Source organism: Pseudoruegeria sp. SK021, from assembly GCF_002119405.1.
Classification (GTDB): Bacteria; Pseudomonadota; Alphaproteobacteria; order Rhodobacterales; family Rhodobacteraceae; genus Meridianimarinicoccus.
This window is the reverse complement of record NZ_MTBG01000030.1, coordinates 1-22274: the sequence shown is the minus strand read 5'-3', so window position 1 is coordinate 22274 and position 22274 is coordinate 1. Positions and strand designations below refer to the sequence as shown.

The window sequence follows — 22274 nt, the reverse complement described above, 5'->3', positions numbered from 1 at the left end:
TCGGTTAGATGACGGCGCTTTGCTGGGTGTTCGCGGCGTCTTCAAAAATCACCTGCACCTGATCGGCAAACCCGGTATCGGTGTTCACAATGGCGACTTGGGTGTTGTCAACGCTCAGCGTGCCGGTGGTGTTGTCGTAGGTCACATGATCGGTGACGTCCTCGCCAGCGGCCAGTTGCACCAGCGCGGTCAGGTCAATCTCATCTGTATTCGCGGGCTCTCCGGGTGTTTGGTAGTCCGTGATGACATCGACGGCCAGCAGATCGGTCATGGCAAATACGTCGTCCCCGGCCCCGCCGGTCAGGGTATCGGTCCCGTCACCTCCCGTTAGCACGTCATTGCCTGCACTGCCGATGATTTCATCATTGCCCGCGCCGCCATCCACGGCGTAGCCCGCAGAACTGCCGGACAAGTCGACAAAATCGTCGCCCCCCATAAGCGCGAAGCCTTCGACCCCGGCATATGGCCGGTCCGCAGCATCAAAGACAACAGAATCCGCGGCGTCCGTCGCAAAGGCGATATCGGTTGTGCCCGCGCCGCCAGTGACGTCCGACAGCAGTGGATTGCCGTTCACGATCAGACCGGTATCGACCATCTGCATCGTATTGATCTCTAGATCGGCGGTGGCCTGCGCACTTGCCGGGATGCTTGCATCATCGACCACGTCGTAAGTGAGAACCGGGGTTCCGATAAACCCTTGGGGAACAGTCACCTGCACAGAATTTGCGAGCAAGAGCACGGAAACGTCCGGATCGGCGCTTGCCGGATTTTCTACCGTCAGGGTATCTGAATCGCTGGCATTCGCCAGAAGCGTGGCGAAATCGATTTCAAACGTGGTTTCGGTCGACGCGTAGGTGACCGGCCCGCTGATCTGGGGCTGGTCATTCACATCGACGACGTAGGCTTGCCCCGGCGCCGTGCCGTGGTTTGTGGACACTGTGATCGTGCCGTTAAACCCGCCAGAAAAGCTGTCAGGCAGGGTAACGGACAGAGCGGCCACCGCAGCGGTGAACGTGGCGATGTCCATGCCGCCGCGCGTGAAGGTCAGGGTCTGCCGGCTCGCGTCAAACGTGCCATTTGACGCGATGGTGCCGTTGGGTAACGGGGTATCGAAGGTGATTACCACGTCTTCCAGCCATTCCGACGGATCAGCCTGTTGATCGGTCACAGTGGCGACGATTCCGAAATCCACGGTCAGGGGGGCGCCATCCTGCGCTAGGTCGATGGGCGTCGTGTTGGTGACGGTCAGATCAAGTTCACCGTCGATCTCAATGCTGAAACTTCCGCTCTGGTTGCCGCCTTCGTTCGTGGTGACGTTGATTGTGCCGCTCAACGGCGTGCCATCGGTAGCAAAGTCGCGGGGGAAGATCACGGTCAATGTGTCGAATTCGGCCAGCGATCCGGTGAAGACGAGGTCACCGCTGACGGCTATCGGCGTGCCGCTACCGACCGAATAGGCGGTGCCATCTGGGACGCCGCTGATGGTGTAGGTGACCGTGTCGACCGTTTCTGACCCGTCCACATCGGTGACTTCGATGGTGAAATCCCCGGCAGGGTCATGCGTGACCACGTCGTCGGTTTCCTGCAAGTCGACAAGCGGCGTGTCCACAGTGAGGATCAGATCCGGCGCCACCGCGATATCCAAGTCCAACGTTTCAATTGCAGACTCTTGGGTGTCGACAAACGCGCTGTCCAATGCCGCGTCAGAGGTGACGGCCACCACGTTCAAAGAAACCTGCCCCGCAAAATCGGCATCGGGTACAAAGGTCACGGTGCCGTCAGCCAGAAAACTGGTAGTAAGCCCTGTGCTGGGCCCCGGTGTGCCTGGGACAGTAACGGCGCCGCTCGCATCGGGGATCAGGGCAACACCGTCCAGATAGATCGTTCCGTTTGGCGGGACGTCGATGCGAAAATCGGCGGTCTCATGGGGATCATACACCGTCGCTTCCAACGACAAGGTGTAGGCTTGAGGCTGGTCCTCGGTTCCTGTTGTCGGCGTGATAAACGCGGTCAGGTCGGCTACATCCGCATCCGGGCGCACCTTGACAGAAAAATCCTGTGTTGTGCTTTGGGTATCCGAATTTCCGGTTTCCAATGTCGTTACCGTGATCCGAAGCGGGATGCTGTCAGGCAAGGTCGGGTCCAGCGCGTCGGGGGTGCGGGCGTTTTCAGTGCTCAGCTTGAGTGTGACCTGCTGAAAGGCCGTCCGCGAAATGGTGTAGCTGCCATCGCCGTTATCGATGAACCCAGAACCGGACGGGCCAGAGACCTCCATGTATGACGGGATATCGAAAATCGTGATTGAAATCGTTTCCGATCCGTCCTGATCCGGGGTGTCCACTTCCATCACATCTGCCAGGGTGAAGGCCTGATCTTCGACCATGGTGATGACAGGCGCGCTGCCGCTGGTGTCGACATAAGGCGCGCCGGTGTCCGGATCGATCACAGTGTCGTCAAAGTCGATGAATGGCACATCCGCAACCGGGATCACCTCGACGGTGTTTGAGACTGTGTTGGTCAAAGTGGAGCCGTCGACATCCTCGGACGTGGCACTGACCTTGATGGTCATGTTGCCACTCAGATGTTGGGTCGGAACGACGTAGAGACCGGTAAGGTCCGCAGGCGCGACGGCATAGGTGGTGGAGCCGTCGGCATTGACAGTTCCGGTCAAGAGCGTGCCGCCGGAAGTGTAGAATTGCGCACCATTGTCGCCGCCAATCGTGATCTCGACATCACCCACCAGACGTTCGCCGCCGTCTATGGCTTCGATCGAGAGGCCCAGATCATAGGGCGTGTCTTCGTCAAACGACGTCGCGCCAGCGAGAACGATACCGGGGCCGTCCACCACGGGATTGATAAAAATGCTGAAGCTGCCGCCACCGGTGTCCACGGTTTCGCATGAGGCGTTGATCAGGCGCATTTGATACGTGAGTTCCGTCAGATCGTCGTAGGGATCGTCGGGGCCAAGCGTTTCGGACGGGTCGAACGGGTTTACCGGACTCGATTGTTGCGGTGGCGGCGTATAAAGGATGCTGCCCTCGGTCTGGGTCGGGTCGTTGGGATCGACACCCAGCTTGGCGATGTCCACAACATAGTTGCCCGACGTTGGGTCTAGAAGGACCGCACCGGATGGATCGCTGGACAGCGACGCGCCTTCCGGCAGATCAATGAGCAATGTGAAATTGCCCTGAACCCCGTTGGGTAAGTTGGCCAAATCTCCGATGCTGTCATAGTACCCGGGCACTGCTGTGATCTGCAGCTTGAGGGAAATCTGGGTGTCTTCGTCGCCACTGCCCAACAGCGTCAACTCTGGCAGGGGAAGCTGCATTTCGGGCGGGCAGGGTGTTGGTGGGCCAACGTCGGTTTCTGGCAGGACGACGACACTGAAGTCTTCCGAGACCACCGATCCGCCGGGGAGGGTGTTGATATAGGCAAGGTTCAACAGCGTCGAATTGCCGGGTGGCAGGTCCACAATCTGATCGTCTTCAAGGACGATCGTGTGTAGCGTCATGTTGTAATAGGTGACTTCGGTGACGCCGGAGGGCACAAACATCAAGTTCGCGAGATTGCTATCGGTGACTAGGTAGGTTTCGCCGCTTGCGTCTATGGATTGCCCGCCGATGAAGCTGGTGCTGGGATCGACCCCGGTGATGATGTGATAGATCGTTTCCGACCCGTCATAGCCATCGGGCGGGGCGACAATGATTTCCGTCATCGATGCCGACAGCGGCGTTGCGTCCTCGAACACGGTGGGCGCGGTGTCGAACCCGTTTTCAAGGGCATCGTCGGTCAGCCGCATATTCAGCGCGAACGGGATCTGGTCATATCCGGCATAGCCATAGAGCCGAGTGTAGTTTGCCGCACCGTCCTGAACCTCATCGGGACGATAGGTGCCATCGACCTCGGCCTGCGTGATGCCGCCCGCTGTGGTCGAGGGGTCCTCGTTCTGGACGACCTGATCCGGTGTATCCGCGACACCCTGAACGTTGACTGTGATGGTTCCGGTTTCGACCCGCGTCTGAGTCGGATCGATCGTTTCGTAATATTGGACCTGCACATCGAAGGTCATCGTCTCGTTGGTGTCCTGCCCCGGCAATACCCATAGGTTTGCAGCCTGATTGGGGGTCAGCAAAAGCCGCCCGCCAGACAGGAAGATCTCGGTCCCCCCGTCAGCCGGATCGCCATCAAAAAAGCGCGGCTGGCGGCCTGCGGAATCGTCGCCGACGTTATAGATAACCAAATAGTTCAGGATCGCTTCGGGCGAGAGCGGCGAATTGGTTGTGTTGTCGATAATATTGCCGTCGATCACCACCTGAACGGCGGTATCTTCGCGGGTGCTTGCCGTTTCAGACGGGTCGCCACCGTCAACGACCGGATCTATATAGAAGGGCGTGTCGAGTGTGGTGACGCGGGTCGTGCCGTCGTCTTCGGTCGTGACGATCTGAACGTTCTGGCTGATCGGGCCCGCCCAGTGGGTCGGGATGCCGCGAAACTCCATGTCCAGCCATTCATTGGATTCCAGGCTCCAGGTGTTGAACCCGGGCGGGGAGTCCAACTCTGTAATCAGGGCCGGAATTTTAGGACCGGTCGGGTCCGCAGGATTCGATACAAAGATTGTGACCGCGTTCGGAACGCTGCGCAGAACGATTGCGGTGATCTGTTCTGACCCGTCGCCATCTGGGATCGACACATCGAGCGAAACGGCCCAGACGCCGCCTGCATCGTCAATCACTTGTTCATTGCCCAGAGGCAAGGAATCGATCACGGCGAAGTTGTTGACCGGATCGACATCCACGTCGAGCACGGCGTTTGCCTGTTGATCGTCGGTCGTAGCCGTATTGGCATCAGATACACCAATCGTGATGTTCAGATCCTGACCAAAGAAATCGCCAGCTGCGGTATAAGGATCGCCATCTAGCCGATCGATGTCGTAATCTTCATACAGCGTCGGCTGAAGCAGAATTGAGGCGCCGAATGAGGTGACATCGGACACAAGGGTCAGGGTCAGCAGCCCGGTCGTGTCGTCATAGGTGGCGCTGTCGATCTTGGCGTATTCGCTTGCGGTCAGCGGGCCGGTGCCATCGGCGGTAAAAAACGCAGCCTGATCTATCGTGCCGCCGGTGACATATTGAGCGATCCAATCCGTCGGCACGTTTTCAACCGTGATCGTGCGTAACTCTTCGGAGCCGTCAGTGTCCGGCGTTGCGCCCTGAATGCCAAGATACAGGTCTACCTGTCCACCCGGGCTCGACCCGTCACTCGTGCTTTCCAAAAGTGTCAGGATATCTGCGCCCGAAACCGCCCCATCCTTTACCGTCGCATCCACTCGGGTCGGACTGTCTGCTGCCGCATCCTCATCCACAAGAACGAAGACGCTGGCGGTCAGTTGCGCCTCGGCCACCGGGTTGACGGTTTTGATGAAGCTAAAGTTGTCACTGTTGGTGTTGTCGCTGGCATCCTGTTCCACGTCGCCGGGGTAGGTTGCGGGTGTTGTGGTCTCGTGCCAATCGGCGGTGCCGTCGATGGTCACCACACCGCTGAAATGCTGTGGGAATTCCAACTGGATCGAAGCCAACGCATCCGAGAATTGCTGCGTGGAGGCGCCGTCCGCCGGTTCGAACCGATACGTGACGCTTTTGGCCGTTGACCCGATGACAGACGAATTGATAGAGCCTGCAAGCGCCGGGTCGCCTGACAACACCATATCGGTCGCCGGGTCGAACGCGTCGCTGGCCGTGGCGATGGTGAAGGTAAGTTCAACCGCGTCGAAGACTTCCGAGCCATCGTTGTCTGTCAGACCAAGCCCATTCAGATCCAGATTGAGGTCCAGAACTCCAGAGATGTTTTCATCAACGCTGACATCCGCCACGGTCTGCGTCGCGTCATCGACCACCGCGTCGACATCAACATCAACGCCATCCGTGGCCGTTGCGGTGTCATCGGCCAATCCCGCGGCGGTATCAACAGATGTGACCGTCGCGACCAGATCATTGCCGGTCAGCGTGGCGACATCGCGGTCATCATCGGGCAGGGGCGTAACCCGCAGGGCACCGTCAAAGCTGGTGATCCCCGGCTGCAGGGTAATGGTCAGCGTCGTGCCGACGACGGTCGCGGACGCGATATCTGCCGCGCTGGTTTCAAACAGCGACAGGTCAACGACCCCACCAGTGCTTGCAACCCAACCCACTGGGAGATTGTCGATGGTGATCGTGGTCAGTGATTCCGACCCGTCTTGATCCGGGGTCTCGGCCGCGATCTGCAACAGGAACCCGTTGTCTTCCTTGACGACATAGTTGCCAGCAGCCGGCGTATTCACGGCCGTCTCGGTGTCATCTACGGTTAAAACGATTGTCGGCTCGGCCACCGGGGTCACGTTCAGAACAAAGGCGTCGCTGGTGCCCGTCGAAACGCCTTCATCGGTCACCACAGTCACGGTGATGTCGATCACCCCCGAGAAATGTTCGGGGAACGAGGTCACGCCAAGGGCAGCGAGGTCAGCGGCAGTACCGGTCCAACTGCCCGTGGGTCCGGTCAATGGCGTGCCATCGGTCAGCGTGGTTGGCCCGTTCGTCGGCAGACCGTCGAAGGTCACGGTTATGGCCGTGATGGCCTCTGATCCGTCGATATCCGTGACAGAGGCAGCAATGTTCAATGGGATCGTGGTGCCCAGATCTTCGATCACGGTGATATTCTGGACGTCGATCCGGACATCCGCTTCGGATGCGACGGTGACCGTGAATTCCCGCGTTTCCACACCGTCGTTCGGCCAACTGTCGGTTTCCCCGGCGAGGAGTGATTCATCGGTGCGCGCGGTCACCGTACCGGTAATGTCGGACGTGGTCGAATAATCGTCAGGCAACCGGACCTGTAATGCGTCGTAGTTTCTAGGCGACATCGCAGTAAGACTGAACGTACCACCAGTCACCACGGTGATGGTTTGAAAGCCATCGGTGGAATAGACCGCCCCATCCGGCAGACCGTTCACGGTGACGTCGATACTGGCGACAGCCTCCGATCCGTCCGCATCCGTTGCGACCGCGTCGATGGCATCGCTTACAGTGAAAATAACCGGTGCTGTGGTCGTGCTATCCTCGTCCTGATCGCCGGGCGTGTCGTTTTCTGTCAGCGTGAGTGTGCCGGGTCCATTCAGAACAATGTCGCCTTCAGCATCTACCGTCACCGTTAATGTGCCGACATTGCTGCCATTTTCGTCAGTCGTTGCCACCACATAGATTTTAAGTGTCGTCGCCGGACTTTCGGTGGAATAGTCCTGCGGCACTTCAAAAACGAGGCTTTGATACTCTGCTTGGCTGATCGAAAACCAACCGCTCGCTGGGAAGTCGGTATAGGTCGTCCCGTCGAGGGTGTACCGCAGTCCGGCGGGCGGCTGTAGGATCGCGATCGCGATCTGGGTGATGCTTTCTGAACCGTCTGCGTCGGTTGCCTGCGGCGTGATGCTGTCGACAGGGCGGAAGGTGACAACGGCGTCGGTTTCGGTCAGCGTGATTGCGTTGTCGTTGACGCTGATATCGCCTTCGACCGCGATGTTGAACGGAATTGTGGCGGTTTCTGTGTAGGTTGTCGCGCCATCGTTGATCGTCAGCGACAACGCGCCCGATACAGTGGTCGCTGGGTTCACGGTTGAGAAATCAGTTGGAAATGTGATGGTCAGATCGGCTGGCAACGTCACATCGGTGGGATAGTCATAGGTCAGGGTGAAGGTGCCGCTGCCATCTGCAGCAAGTGTACCGCCGTTGGTCATCGTGCCGTCTGGCAAACCTGTCACCACCAGCGTGCCCGCGATGATGGTCTCACCCGGCGCCGGATCGAGGATGCTGACATAATCCGACAACCGCACCGGCAGTGGCGCATCTGTTTCCTGAGTATCGACCTGACCATCGACATCAACATCCGGGGTGGCGTTGATGGTGATGGTCTGCGGGGTCACGTCCGTGCCTTCCCGTGTGGACACCGTGATCAACGCGTTGATGGTGCCGTTATAGTCGCCGGGAAGATCAAGCGAGAGGTCGCGCGCCTCTGCAACGCTGCCAAACCAGAAGGGACCAAGAAGCGTGCCCTCGGTCGCGACCGTGCCAGCGGGAAGGCCCGAGAACAGAATTCGCACGTTTGCCCCAAACGGGCTTGTCGGGTCCTCGACCTCGGAATTGTCGTGGTCGTCGATCGTAATGTCAATTTCCAGATCGACGGTTACGCCTTGGGTGCTGTTCGCCACCCCGTCGTCTTCGTCCGCTGTGATCTGCGCGGGGGCACTCAGATCAATGTCTTCCTCAAACCCGATGTCGACGATACGTTCGATCGTTTGTTGCCCGTCAACGGGCGTGTCATCACTCAAGTCCTGATCTTCGTCGGTGGTCACGCTTAGCCGGAAGGTCAGGGGCAGGTTTGTGCCACCCGTGCTCAGATCAGAGCGGTTCGCCGTTGAAAAATCTTCGCGCAGAATGAATTTGATGCTGTTATAGGCAGCGACCATGTCAGCGGCAGACGGGTCCACGGTGAATGTTGCCGTATAGGTTCCATCCGGTGCCAGTTCTTGGGTGAGCGACACGTCGGGATTGGTGAAGAAGATCGTGTCGACCGGCAGGCCTTCAACGACGAGAACAATGCTGGTGAAGCTTTCCGATCCGTCCGCGTCGGTCAACGCCGGTGCCAGAAGTGTGCTGGGAAAAACCGGTGTGATCGCATCTGTTTCGTCAGGAATGAGATCGGGCAGCGAACCGTCGATCGTCACGTCGCCCTCTGGCGTGATGCGCAGGCTGACGGGGGCAGATTGCCCAACCGGGTCCTCTGTGGAAGTGGCAGAGAGGGTACCGCTGATGACGCCGCCAGTGAGCAGCGGGCTTTCCGTCGAAAAGTCGGCAGGAAAGATCAGTTGAAGCGCCGCATACTCTGTGCCGGTGCCGTTGAATTCGAACCCGCCGCCAGCCGCCGCGTCATAGGTCACGGTGCCGCTGGGAACCCCGCTGACACTGACACCGGGCGGCAAGTCGTTCAGCGTCAAAGTTACGGTATCGATGGCTTCGCGCGGCAGATTCGGATCGAAATCACTGATCGAAACTTGCCATGCGGTCGATGGCGTCACGATAACTGATGCGTCGGTCTCTTGAGCGGTCAATTCCGTGATTGCGAGGTCTATGTCCCCTGCGGGATCAATGGTGATCGTCTGCTGTGTTTCAACAGTACCTTCGGGGCTGATCGCCCGGATCGTTGAAAGTATTGTTCCGGAATAGTCGCCGGGCAAGGTGAGCGTGAGCCCGTTCGCGTCCTGCCAGCTCCCGGTCCAGCTTCCGGTTGCCATGTCATAGCTGCCTGCCGAAAAGACCGTGCCGCCGGGCAAGTCCGTATATATGATCTCAACGGTCGTGGAGTCTTCGGACCCGTCGATATCGTTCGGTGCAACATCAATGCCAAGCACCACCACAGCACCAGACCCATCCCCGGCGAGGCTGTCTTCGGTTCCTGATAATGTTGCCGGAGCCGAAAGCGTCACGTCAGCTTCGGAATCAATCACGACCACACGAGAAGCCGTCTGTTGGCCGTCCACCGGTGTGTCGGTTGACAGATCTTGGTCTTCGTCGGTGCTGGCCGTCACGGTCAATTTCAGCGGCTGCGAGGTCCCGGTTGTCAGGTCGGTCCGGTTGGTCGTTGAGAAATCCGTGGGCAGTTCAAAGCGGATCGCGGCATAGGCCGTAGCGACATCTGCAATCTGTGGGGTGGACAGGTGGATCGTCATCACAGTTGATCCATCCGCTTGCGCGGCAAAGGTGACGGTGGCACCGTCCGGCAAGTTCAGGTTCAGCGACCCAGCATCCGAACCGCCGGGAAGCCCGGCAACCGTCAAGGTCAGCTCTGTCATCGTTTCCGAGCCATCCGCGTCGGTGGCGGCAGGGCGCAGCAGATCGTTGGGGATAACGAGGGTCGGGGCGTCGGTTTCATCGGCGACGGTATCGGGGAGGGTGCTGTCGATGACGAGGTCGCCCTCTGGCGTGATGCGCAAGGTGACCGCGGTGGATTGGCCGGTGGCGTCTTCGGTCGAGGTGGCGGCGAGGGTGCCGTCGATGGTCAGCCCGTCGGCACTGGGGCTTTCGGTCGAATAATCTTTAGGAAAGCCCAGCTTTAAGGCGTGGTATTCAGCCGCGCTGCCGGTGAAGACCAGAGTCCCGCCCGCCGCCGCGTCATAGGTCACGGTGCCGACCGGGACGCCGCTGACGGTGACGCCCGCGGGCAGGCCGTTCAGGGTGAGGGTGACGCTGTCCAGTCTCTCGGGCGGCTGGCTCGGATCGAAATCGCTGATCGAGACCTGCCAAGCCTCGGACGGGATCACCATGACCACCGCGTCGGTCTCGGCGGTGACCAGTTCGGTCACGCTAAAGTCGATATCACTGGCGGCGGCGATCTCGATGGTCTGGCGGGTCTGGGTCTGCCCTTCCGGACTGAGGGCGGTGATGACAGACGTAATGGTGCCCGCATAGTCGCCGGGTAGAAACAGGCGCAGCGCATTGGCCTCAACCATGCTGCCAGTCCATGTGGCGCTGGCGGCGTCGAAACTGCCACCCGAGAATAGCGCGCCGGATGGCAAGTCGGTGAACACGATCTGAACCGTGGTGCTGTCCTCAGACCCGTCGCGATCGGTGGCCTCAACCACAATCCCCAGATCCACCGTTACCCCGGACCCGTCGCCGCCATTGCCATCCTCGGCCCCTGAAACCAACGCGGGCGCCGCCAGATCAACGTCAAGCTCATAGCCCACCGAGATGTTTATATCGCCCGAAACAAAGCCGCCTTCGTTGGTCCGCGCGGTTATGTGAGCGACAAGTGACGTGGGCGGGTTCTGCGTGGAAAAGTCAGCGGGCAGGCGGATGACCAATTCGCCGTATTCCGCGAGTGTTCCGTCGAACGTGAACTGCCCGGATATTGAGACAAAGCTTGTCCCACCGTCATAAGAGATCAGGGCGCCAGTCGGCAGTCCGGGCAGTGTCAGTGTGACGGTAGTGATATCCTCGGATCCGTCAATATCGGTCGCGCGAGGATTGAGTGCGTCAACGGGTCGAAAATCGATATCGTCATCGGTTTCGGTCAAGGCGATGGTGCCGGGGCCGTCCAGTTCTATATCCGCCTCAAACAGAACGCGGATATTAAACGTATGGCTGGCGGTGTCACCGAAACTCGAAACTGCGGTGACTGTTCCGCTTAGCGGTCCGCTGTCGATATCTGACCGGCTTGTCGTCGAGAAATCGGTGGGAAACGTGATTAGCAGCGCGTTGTAGGCCGCATGACTGCCGGTGAATGTCAGCGTCAGCGTGCCATCTGACGCTGCGGTCAGGGTCCCTTGGGTGACAGTGGTCCCCGCGGGCAACTGTTCGATTCGAAGCGTGACTGATTTGATTGTCTCGCCGCCATCTTCGTAAACCTGAAGCTCTACGAAATCGGAGAGTTGTATGGTCACCACCCCATCGGTTTCCCGCGCAATCGCAGGCCGGATCTGAGCCACTGCCAATCGTGACTCGACCCCGGTGGTGCCGCTCCATTCCCAATCCCGGGTTGGCAGAAACGGGTACTCGGTTGGCGACAGAAGTGGATTGATCGACAGCCCAAAAAGAGGGTCAGGATCGTGGATCGGATGTTCTGAACCTGAACCCTGCTCGCCCAAGCGTTCGATATGCGACTCTGGACTTTCGGGCTCGACAAACCGAATCTGAATGCGGGTTGGGTCTGATGGGACAGGCTCAATCTCGTAGTCCCGGCCATCCAGATCGGTGACGACAATGACCGTACCGTCGTTAAGAACAAGTGTCAGCACCCCGTCAACAAGAGCGTCGGAACCCGCAGTCACCGAACCGTCCAGCACGAGGGGCGCATCGTCAGGTGCCATCAGAACGGTCAGACCCGGAGTATCACCACCCGCCAGCCCGAATTGGATCATCTGCAACAGGTCATCCCGCGTTGGAATTTGGATTTCCGACGACGGGTCGGGCGGTGTTTGATCTGTTGCCACGGGGTCGTCTCCTGTTGTCCTGACTGGATGATATGCCGAAACAGTTCCATGAAAAAGGGGGCATTGCCGACGTGCAACGAGCCAGTATCATGATGGCAGTCAGGCGCTGACTGCTGACCGAAGCATGTGCCCAAAGGACCTCAATGCCGACCGCAGTAAAGATCGGGCGCGCATGCCAAAAGATGTCGCTCTCTTGCGTCGTTGGAAGCAATCGCTATGCGGATAACGTCTTGACCGGGATGGCCCCGGTATCGACGATCTGACCCTTTTGCGTCTCATTAAAAACACCGGGTTACAGGTCGATACTGGGTTCTCGACGCCTAAGAATCTGTTATATTGTCAATTATCCACTAACATTGGAGGCTGGATAAGTGAAACTCTATGGAAGCGCGTTGGCCATGGCGATTGCCTTGGTCGCGGGCGCTGTGACAGCGCAAACCGCGTCAGATAGCTCGGCAGATAAGCCAAATATTTTGGTGATCTTTGGCGATGATATCGGGCAGAGCAACATCTCCGCCTATAGCATGGGTTTGATGGGCTATAACACGCCAAACATCGACCAGATCGCCAAGGACGGTGCTATTTTCACCGACTATTATGCCGAGCAAAGCTGCACAGCGGGGCGCTCGACCTTTATTACAGGTCAGTCCACGTTGCGCACCGGCATGTCGAAAGTCGGCCTTCCGGGTGCAAATGCCGGTCTGCAGGCAACGGATGTGACCCTTGCGTCGGCGCTGAAAGACGAGGGCTATGCCACGGGTCAGTTCGGCAAGAACCATCTTGGCGACAAGGACGAGTTTCTTCCGACCGCGCACGGTTTCGACGAATTTTTTGGCAACCTCTATCATTTGAATGCCGAAGAAGAGCCCGAGAACCGCAATTACCCGACCGATCCCGCGTTCCGCGAGCGGTTTGGCCCGCGCGGCGTCATCAAGTCGTCGGCTGACGGCGAGATCGAAGATACCGGTCCGCTGACCAAGAAGCGGATGGAAACTGTCGACGACGAGACCGCCGCCGCAGCCATCGACTTCATGCAGCGTCAAGTCGAGGCTGGAGTCCCGTTCTTCACATGGTACAACTCCACCCGCATGCACGCCCGCACCCACGTGCGCGACGAGCATCGCAGCGAACCCGGCCTGACCGCGCTAACCGAATATGCCGACGGCATGATCGAACATGACGCGCTGATTGGCGAAATTCTGGGTTCGCTCGACGAGATGGGGGTCGCGGATAACACGATCGTTGTCTACACAACCGACAACGGACCTCATGCGAACACATGGCCCGATGCCGGCACCACCCCGTTCCGCAGCGAGAAGAACACCAACTGGGAAGGTGCATTCCGTGTGCCAGCCATGGTTCGCTGGCCCGGCCACATTGAGCCCGGTACCGTCGTGAACGACATCTTCTCGGGACTTGATTGGCTCCCGACTTTGATGGCGGCCGCCGGTGATACCGACATCAAGGAACGCCTGCTTGAAGGCACCACGATTGATGGCGTTGAATACAAGAACCACCTCGACGGCTACAACCAGCTTCCCTACCTGACTGGCGAGGCCGATGAAGGCGCACGCGACGTATTCTTCTACTTCAACGACGACGGCGAAATGGTCGCTCTGCGTTACGAAAACTGGAAGGTCGTCTTCCAAGAGCAGCGCGCAAAAGGCACTCTGAACATCTGGGCAGAACCCTTCACGAAACTTCGCGTGCCCAAGCTGTTTGATCTTCGCGCCGATCCTTATGAGATCGCGGATGTCACATCCAACACCTATTACGACTGGTTGTTTGATCACATCTTCCTGCTCAGCGCGGCACAAGCCGAAGCTGGCGCATTCCTTTCCACGTTCGAGGAATTTCCGCCCGCACAGCGCCCGGACAGCTTCTCAATTGATCAGCTTCAGGAAGAGCTGAACAAGACACTCGAAGCTGCGACAGGCCAGTAACACCGCCACCCGGCGCGGATCACCCATGGTGGTCCGCGCCGTTTTTTTTACGCCCCCGGCACTTTCAAAAAATCATTATGCGAATGGACATTATGACGATGACACCACGCGAACAGATCGAAGACCTTCGGACCCGCATGGGCAAATCGATCATCGGTCAACGCGACGTCATCGACCGCCTGCTGATAGGGCTTCTTGCCAATGGCAACCTTCTGATCGAAGGGCTTCCCGGTCTGGCCAAAACCCGCGCGATCAAGGCATTGGCCAAGAACCTAGAAGCCGATTTTAGCCGCATCCAGTTTACGCCCGATCTTCTGCCATCCGACGTGACCGGCACCGAAATCTATTACCAGTCCGGCGACAAATCCGAGTTTAAGTTTGAGCCCGGCCCGATTTTTGCAAACATCGTTTTGGCCGATGAAATCAACCGCGCCCCTGCGAAAGTGCAAGCCGCTTTGCTTGAGGCGATGGAAGAGCGTCAGGTCACGGTCGCTGGCACCACTCACAAGATGGAGCCGCTGTTCATGGTCATGGCGACCCAGAACCCCATCGAGCAGGAGGGCACATATCCGCTGCCCGAGGCGCAGATGGATCGGTTTTTGATGCATGTCCTGATAACGTATCCGCCGGTCGAGGATGAGGTCGAAGTGATCCGTCTTGTGCGCGGCGAGGAACATGCCGCGATGGCGGACCAACACGGGCAGGCTGCGACCGACCAGCCCCAATCGATTCCACAAGACGCCATTTTTGCCGCGCGCCGTGAAATCGGTGATATCCATGTCTCGGATGCGATGGACCGCTATATGGCGGATTTGGTCAATGCCACCCGCATTCCGTCAGAATTCGGCCCGGACCTGGCACGCTGGATCGAAATCGGCGCCTCGCCCCGCGCATCTTTGGCGCTTGATAAATGCGGCCGCACCCATGCCTGGCTGGCAGGCCGGGACTATGTCGACCCCATGGATATCCGCGCAATCGTCCCTGACGTGATGCGCCACCGCCTTGGATTGACATTTGAGGCCCAAGGCGAGGGGGTGACCCCCGATCAAGTGGTCGCCGAAGTGGTGAAGCAGGTCGCGCTGCCGTGATGTCATGACCGATCGTGCCGCCCTTATTCGATCTGGTTTGGTCCCGTCTATCGGGACGGCAGAGGCTGACCCCCGGATACGCGTGGATCTTGCGCATTTGCGGGCGCTTGAATTGCGGGCCCAACAGATCAGCTTTCTGCCCCGGCAACCCGCCCGCAGTGTCCTGAATGGGCGTCACGCCTCGCGGTTGCGCGGGCGCGGCCTCAACTTTGAGGAACTGCGCAACTATATGCCCGCGGACGATATTCGAACCATAGACTGGAAGGTTACGGCACGCACCGGGACGCCGCATGTGCGCGTTTACACGGAAGAGCGCGATCGCCCCACCTTGATTGTCGTCGACCAGCGCATGTCGATGTTTTTTGGCTCTGCCCTGAATATGAAATCGGTCACCGCTGCCGAATGCGCCACTCTGGCGGCGTTTCGGATATTTGATCAGGGTGATCGGGTCGGCGGCATCGTGTTCGGCGATGACACGCTTGCCGAAATCCGTCCGGCGCGCAGCCGCAAATCCCTGACCGAGTTTCTGACCGCGTTGGCCGAGGCCAATGGTATGCTGCGTGCCGATGCGCCACCCGTCACATCCATGCCGATGAACCGGGTCTTAGAATCGGTCGCGCGGATTGCACCGCGCAACCATCTTGTGTTGATCTTTAGCGATTTTGACGAGGTGGACGACACCACCCGCCGGCTCATCACGGGCCTGTCGCGGCACAATGATCTGGTGGTCGGGCTGGTCTCGGATCCCTATTCAGATGAGGTGCCGCCAGATACCCGCATCGTTGTATCTGATGGCGAATTGCAGGCCGAGATCAACACCGGCGACAGGTCCGTACACGGACGGTTGAAGGAGATGGCATCAGGGCGGCTGGCGGACATTCTGGATTGGCAGCGACAGCTTGGGGTGCCGGTGATGCCGCTGAGCGCAGCCGAAGATAGCGTCACCCAGATGCGGCGATTGATGGGCCTGCCGAGGCGGCGGCGATGACCGGCGACGCACCCACCTCCCTGATCGAGCTGATCAACGCACTGATCGACCCGATCGAACCTGCGCCAGTGTCGATGGTGCCGCAAACGTGGGGCTGGGCGGTGATCGCTGGTGCGCTGCTGTTGGCGCTTGTCGCGGGCGTGTGGCGGCTGTGGCGGCACTACAGGGCCAACGCCTATCGCCGCGCAGCTTTGCAAGAATTGGGCGTCAGCCGTGATGACCCGCGCGCGATAGCCGACATCCTTCGGCGCACGGCATTGGCGGCCTATCCACGTACGCAGGTCGCCAGTCTGTCCGGTGACGATTGGCTTCAGTTTCTGGATCAAACATCCAGCGGCACGACCTTCACGCAAGGTCCCGGCAGGATCATCGCCACTGCACCTTATACTGGCGCGACAACATCCGAGAAATTGACCGAGCTGGCGGCGCATTGGATCAAACGGCATCGGCCCGAGGAAGTGCGATGATGACCTTGGGCTTTCCGTGGGCGCTGGTGCTTCTGCCACTGCCGTTGCTGGTGTTATGGCTGGTGCCGCCCCACCGCGAACGGGTTCCGGCACTGAGATTTCCGTTTTTTCGCAGGATTGTGGATTCTGCGGGCACCACACCCGGTCCCGGATCGGTGGTATTGTCGCGATCCGCGCTTCAGATGATTGTGGCGGGGCTGATCTGGGTGCTGCTTGTCTTGGCGCTTGCCCGTCCAGAACGCGTCGGGGAACCGGTCGAGATGTCCCGCGCGGGCCGCGATGTGGTGTTGGCGATCGACATTTCCGGATCGATGGACGCCAAAGATTTCGCAACCTCGCCCGAGACAAAGGTCCAGCGTCTTGCAGGCGTTCGCACCGTCGTCGACGGCTTCATCGCGGGCCGCAGCGGCGACCGGATGGCGCTGATTGTTTTCGGTTCAAAGGCCTATGTTCAGTCACCGCTGACCGAAGATTTGCAAACCATTTCCGAATTGCTCGGGCAAACAGAAGTCGGCATGGCCGGTCCCCACACCGCCCTTGGCGATGCGATTGGATTATCGATCCGGACGTTCGAGGCCAGCGACATCGTCCAACGCCTGTTGATTCTGCTATCGGACGGCACGGATACCGCCAGCCGGATGAGCCCGATCAATGCGTCACAGATCGCCGCTGACAAAGACATCGAGATATATACCATCGGCGTCGGCGACCCCAATGCGGCGGGCGAGGACAAGGTCGACCTGACGACGCTCAAGGATATCGCAGCGCGGACAGGCGGAGCTTATTTCTATGCGCAGGACGCAGACGGGCTGACACAAGTATATGACCGGATCGACGCGCTTGCGCCGCGCGAGACCGAAACCCTGTCCTATCGCCCGCGACAAGCGCTGGCCTTTATTCCGCTCGGCATCGCTGCGTTGATCGGATGCGTCGGCCTACTGGCCTTATCATTTGGTCGCCACCGCAGGAGGCGCGTATGACCGATCTGGCCGTCGCCTTTGAGGCCTTTCACTTCATCAGGCCGCTGGTCCTGATTTTGCTTCCGCTGATTGCCGTTATTTGGTGGGCGGTGCGCAAAGGGGCGGTGCGCGACACCCCTGTCGTTGCCGGTTTGGCACCGCATTTGCGCGAGGCCTTGACCTTGGGTGTGGACCAGCGCCGACGCTTGCTTCCAATCGACGGCGTTGCGGCAGTTCTTGGTCTTGCCATTCTCGGGGCTGCCGGTCCCAGTTGGACGCGTGTTCCGGATCCCTTCGTGGCGCAAACCGCACCGCTGGTGATTGTGTTAAAGGTGGCGGAGACGATGGAGGGCACCGATCTTGCCCCGTCACGGCTTGAACGGGCCAAACAAAAAATTCGTGACCTTCTGGAATTACGAGCCGGGGCGCGCACGGCGCTGGTGGCCTATTCCGGGACGGCGCATTCGGTTGTGCCGATGACAGATGACCCGTCGGTGATGCAGCCCTACCTCCAAGGGTTGACGCCGGATGTCATGCCCGAAGACGGTGATGATGCGGTGGCCGCGCTGGCCATTGCGCAGGCGCTGCAAGCCAAGGAACCCTCCCCGGGCGGTATTCTGTTTGTGACAGACGGCCTCGACACCACCCAAATCTCCGCATTGACGGTGGATGATGAGACCAGTCTTGCAGCGTTGGCCATGCTACCTGATGGCACGGCGGATGCAGGGCTAGATGCGGCGCCGTTTCTGGTCGTGCCGGCAACACCGGACGACGCTGACATTCGAAAACTCGATCGCAGTCTGAACGCGGCCTATCAGCGGGCGCTGACCCAAGACGGCGATCAACCTTGGGAAGATCGCGGCTGGTGGCTGGCGGTACCCGCCCTGATGCTGGCGCTGCCGTGGTTTCGTCGCGGCTGGACCATGCGGTGGGCGATCGTTCTGGTGCTGGGCTGCGGGCTCTGGCAACCGGGCACGGCAAGGGCGGACGGCGTGGCCGACTGGTTCTTTACGCCTGACCAGCAAGGGCAGATCGCGTATCAGCGTAAGACCTATGATCGTGCGGCGGACCTGTTCGCCGACCCGATGCGGATCGGCTGGGCGCTGTATCGTGACGGCCAATATGCCGAGGCGGCGAAAACCTTCGCGCGCATCGACAGTGCCGATGCCGCCTTTGTGCAAGGAATGGCGCACATCAAGGCCCGGGAATACCGGGACGGCATTGCAGCGTTTGAACTCACATTGCAGCGTGATCCCGACTTCCCCGGCGCGTCCGAAAATCTGGAAACTGCGAAGACTATTCTCTCCTATGTCGAAGAGGCCCGCGAACAATCCGATACCGGCGAAGAACAGGGCATCGGCGCGGATGACGTAGTCATGGACAACACCGACGCGCGCGGGGCCGACACGGAACTGGAGGGCGGCGACGCGAGTGAGGCTCTGCTCAGCACGGATCAGTGGATGAACACCGTCGACACACAAACGGGCGATTTTTTGCGTCAGCGCTTTGCAATTGAGGCGGCAACACAATGAGACTGCTTGCCATATCATTCGCACTGGTGGTGTCTTTGCTCGCGCCGGCGCAGGCTCAAAGCCCGCTACCGGTCGTCGATGTGCAGATCGACGAGACCGCGGCGATTCCGGGCCAATTCCTGACCCTGCGCATTTCGATTCTGGTGCCGACATGGCTGTCTACCCCGGCTGAGTTTCCGTCCCTTGAGATGCCGAACCTGCGCGTGATACTGAGTGACCGCTCTACCACGCCCCTCAGTAAGCAGATCGAAGGTGAAAATTGGTCGGGCGTCTCGCGACGGTATCTTCTATCGCCGATGGTTCCGGGCCAGTTCAACATCCCACCGCAAGACATTCTTGTAACCTATGCGGGCCCAGATCAAAGCGACCCGATTACAACAACCGTCCAGACCGAGGCGATCGCAATCGAGGGCGTGATCCCCAGCGGCGCCGAGGGGCTGAACCCGTTCATTGCCGCAGAAGACCTAACGCTGACCCAAGAGGTGTCCGATCAGACGACGGGCTTGGCCGCAGGCGACAGCGTTGTGCGCACCGTGACCGCAACAGTTTCCGGTGCGTCGCCGTTCATGTTGCCGCCGCTATTGCCACCAGTCGAGATCGACGGCATCCGCGCGTATCCCGACCATCCTGAGGTGACGGAATCTGAAGATCGCGGCGTGTTGTCGGGGGTCCGCATCGAATCCGAAACGCTGATGGCAGAGGGCGGTGGCAGCGGTCAGGTCGCGCCGATTGATGTGCGCTGGTTCAATTTAAAATCTGGCAAGATTGAGGTCGCGACCCTAGACGGGTTTGAAATTTCAGTTGACGGTCCGCCTCTCGTGTCAGGCCCCGCAGAGCCAAGAAATTGGACGCTGGGCCTTGTGATATTGGTGGGATGTTCTGGCGCCGCATTTATCGGCTGGCGGGCATGGCCCCATGTGACGGGCGCCCTGCAGTCCAGAAAGTCCGCACGACTGGCGAGCAAATCCTATGCCCAGAACGCCCTGCTAACCGCAATTTCCGCGCAGGATTTACCCGAAACGCTTCGGTGTCTTGATGTCTGGGCCAATCGCGCACCCGCCACGCGCCCAGAAACCATGGAACGGATATCAGAGGCCCTGACCGTGATTGGCCAGCATATCTATGGCCGTTCACCGGACAGTGCCGCACCCGAGTTATGGCAAAGCCTTCCTCCCATGATACAGCAAAGCGGGGGCAGACCCCACACGACCGCACAGGGTGCGTTGCCGCCGCTCAATCCGAGCGGGCTTATCAAAAGAACTGCGCCATCGTGACTGAAATGGTCTGGAAAAATCGAACAGCCCGCTAAGATGTATCCGGCGATGACGACAGGAGTCACAAACGACGCAAAAACGCCGCCTTTCGGACACGTTCAAGGCTTGGGCAGACTAGCCAGCGTACCTTAGAAGGCCTCAATAATAAAAAAATTTGCCAAGAAACGCAGTGGAAAAGAAAGAGAATTACTATGAAAAAAGCAATTGGCGTGTTTTTCGCTGCCAGTTTTATGGCATTTGCCGCAGCGTCGACTGGCAATGCGCAGGACGCGCTTCCTGAGACGATTGTTTTCGAAAATGTCCGCGTCTTTGATGGCACGGCGTTGACGGACCCGATGAATGTGCTGGTCGAAGGCAATCACATCGCCCAGATTTCAGCGGATCTGATCGACGCAGGCGCAGAGGCCGTGCATATCTCCGGCGACGGGCGCACGTTGATGCCCGGGCTGATTGACGCGCATTGGCATACGTTCATGGCGCGGCCCTCGATGGCTCTTGCCAGCACGGCGCCCTTCACCTTCATTACGCTATTGGCCGGTGCCGAGGCTCAGGCGACGCTGATGCGCGGCTTTACCAGTGTGCGGGATCTGGGTGGACCGACCTTCGGGTTGAAGATGGCGATTGACAGCGGCGCGATTGCCGGACCGCGCATTTGGCCTTCGGGCGCGATGCTCTCGCAAACCGGCGGGCATGGTGATTTCCGGATGCTGTCTGATTTTCCCGCGACCCCCGATAACCTCAGCTTTCCCGAGCGCATGGGCATGTCGGCGATTGTGGATTCCCCCGATGAGGTCCGCAAGCGCACCCGCGAGCAGTTGCTGCAAGGTGCCAGCCAGATCAAGCTGACGGTCGGCGGCGGCGTCTCATCTCCCTATGGACCTTTGGATACCGTGCAACTCAGCGTTGGCGAGATCCGCGCAGCAGTTGAGGCGGCGGCGAACTGGGGCACCTATGTCACCGTGCATGCCTACACGCCCGAAGCGATACGCAATGCGATCGAAGCCGGGGCCAAGGTCATCGATCACGGTCAGCTTGCCGATGAAGAGGCCGTCAAGTTGATGGCAGAAAACGACATCTGGTGGAGCCTGCAGCCGTTTCTGGGCGGTCATCTTGGGAATGTGCATGCCGATGCCGCGCGGCAGGCGGATTCCGCTAGGATCGCCACCGGCACCGACAGGGCGTACGGATTGGCGAAAAAGTACGATATCAAAGTCGCCTTCGGCACGGATATTCTATTCAATGCACACCGCGCGTCCCAGCAAGGCGCCCAGCTAGAGGTGATGACGCGGTGGTATACCCCCGCCGAGGTGCTAAAGATGGCGACCGCCGATAATGCGGAACTGCTGGCGCTGTCCGACCGGCGCAACCCCTATCCGGGCAAGTTGGGCGTGGTCGAGATCGGCGCACTGGCCGATCTGCTGTTGGTTGATGGCGATCCGGTCGCAGATATCACGCTATTGGCCGACCCTGAAAAGAACCTGCTGGTGATCATGAAGAACGGCCAAATCGTTAAGAACACGCTGACGGCGGACTAACTCTCGCCGGCACATCGCAATTGAGGCATTGCCATAGCCCCCTGCGGCAGTGTCTGAACCGCCATTCTGAAATAGGCACCTGTCAGCATTCTAAGGGGGTACCCTTAGATAAATCGGCTGACAGTGCCACAGACTATCTCGGTCAACAGTTCATCTGGCCGTTCGACGATCCTGCTATCGATCCGCCGCTCTGCGGCAACGACCGCGCCAGCTTAAAGCCGTTCGATGACAGACACGCCGAGCAGGACTGTCTGGGTGCGTCGACGGTCCGCGACACGCTGCTGGGCAAGGGGTTCATTGCAGGGACCGGTTCTTGCCTCGCGACCATGCAGCCTTTCAGATCACGCGTGCGTATTCCGGAACATCCGGCCACCCATTCCGACAACATCCGGCCACCTGTTCCGACGCATTCGGCCACCTGTGACGCGTTGCCGTGAGGCAGCGTTTTTCGGGTATCAGGTTTGGGGCGTTTCGT

At 59.4% G+C, this 22274-nt stretch carries 9 protein-coding genes; 8 read left to right on the top strand and 1 reads right to left on the bottom strand.

From position 1 onward, the window contains the following. Positions 1 to 4 precede the first annotated feature (4 nt). Complete coding sequence (locus BV911_RS14965) at positions 5 to 12013, bottom strand: hypothetical protein (protein ID WP_086054431.1); 12009 nt, start codon at positions 12011 to 12013, stop codon at positions 5 to 7. 398 nt (positions 12014 to 12411) lie between these two features. On the opposite strand from BV911_RS14965, the gene BV911_RS14960 reads away from it, so the two are divergent. From BV911_RS14960 to BV911_RS14925, 8 genes are all read left to right on the top strand, one after another. Continuing rightward, positions 12412 to 13956 (top strand): arylsulfatase, encoded by a 1545-nt coding sequence (locus BV911_RS14960; RefSeq protein WP_086054430.1) that lies wholly within the window; start codon positions 12412 to 12414, stop codon positions 13954 to 13956. Positions 13957 to 14054: 98 nt separating this feature from the next. Beyond that, a complete protein-coding gene (locus tag BV911_RS14955; RefSeq protein ID WP_086054445.1) occupies positions 14055 to 15044 on the top strand; it encodes a MoxR family ATPase in 990 nt (329 codons plus the stop codon). Positions 15045 to 15126: 82 nt separating this feature from the next. Beyond that, positions 15127 to 16032, top strand: coding sequence for a DUF58 domain-containing protein (locus BV911_RS14950; protein ID WP_240512265.1), 906 nt, complete (start codon positions 15127 to 15129; stop codon positions 16030 to 16032). Beyond that, positions 16029 to 16499, top strand: a complete 471-nt coding sequence (locus BV911_RS14945) for a DUF4381 domain-containing protein (RefSeq protein ID WP_086054428.1) — start codon at positions 16029 to 16031, stop codon at positions 16497 to 16499. The genes BV911_RS14950 and BV911_RS14945 overlap by 4 nt, the downstream gene beginning before the upstream one ends. Further along, positions 16496 to 17479, top strand: coding sequence for a VWA domain-containing protein (locus BV911_RS14940; protein ID WP_086054427.1), 984 nt, complete (start codon positions 16496 to 16498; stop codon positions 17477 to 17479). Before BV911_RS14945 ends, BV911_RS14940 begins: the two co-directional genes overlap by 4 nt. Continuing rightward, positions 17476 to 18990: a VWA domain-containing protein gene (locus BV911_RS14935; protein WP_086054426.1), complete on the top strand. Its 1515-nt coding sequence runs from the start codon at positions 17476 to 17478 to the stop codon at positions 18988 to 18990. The genes BV911_RS14940 and BV911_RS14935 overlap by 4 nt, the downstream gene beginning before the upstream one ends. Then, on the top strand, positions 18987 to 20264 hold the full coding sequence (locus tag BV911_RS14930) for a BatD family protein (protein ID WP_086054425.1): 1278 nt from the start codon (positions 18987 to 18989) through the stop codon (positions 20262 to 20264). The genes BV911_RS14935 and BV911_RS14930 overlap by 4 nt, the downstream gene beginning before the upstream one ends. A gap of 191 nt (positions 20265 to 20455) precedes the next feature. Continuing rightward, positions 20456 to 21799 (top strand): amidohydrolase family protein, encoded by a 1344-nt coding sequence (locus BV911_RS14925; protein WP_086054424.1) that lies wholly within the window; start codon positions 20456 to 20458, stop codon positions 21797 to 21799. Positions 21800 to 22274: the final 475 nt, after the last annotated feature.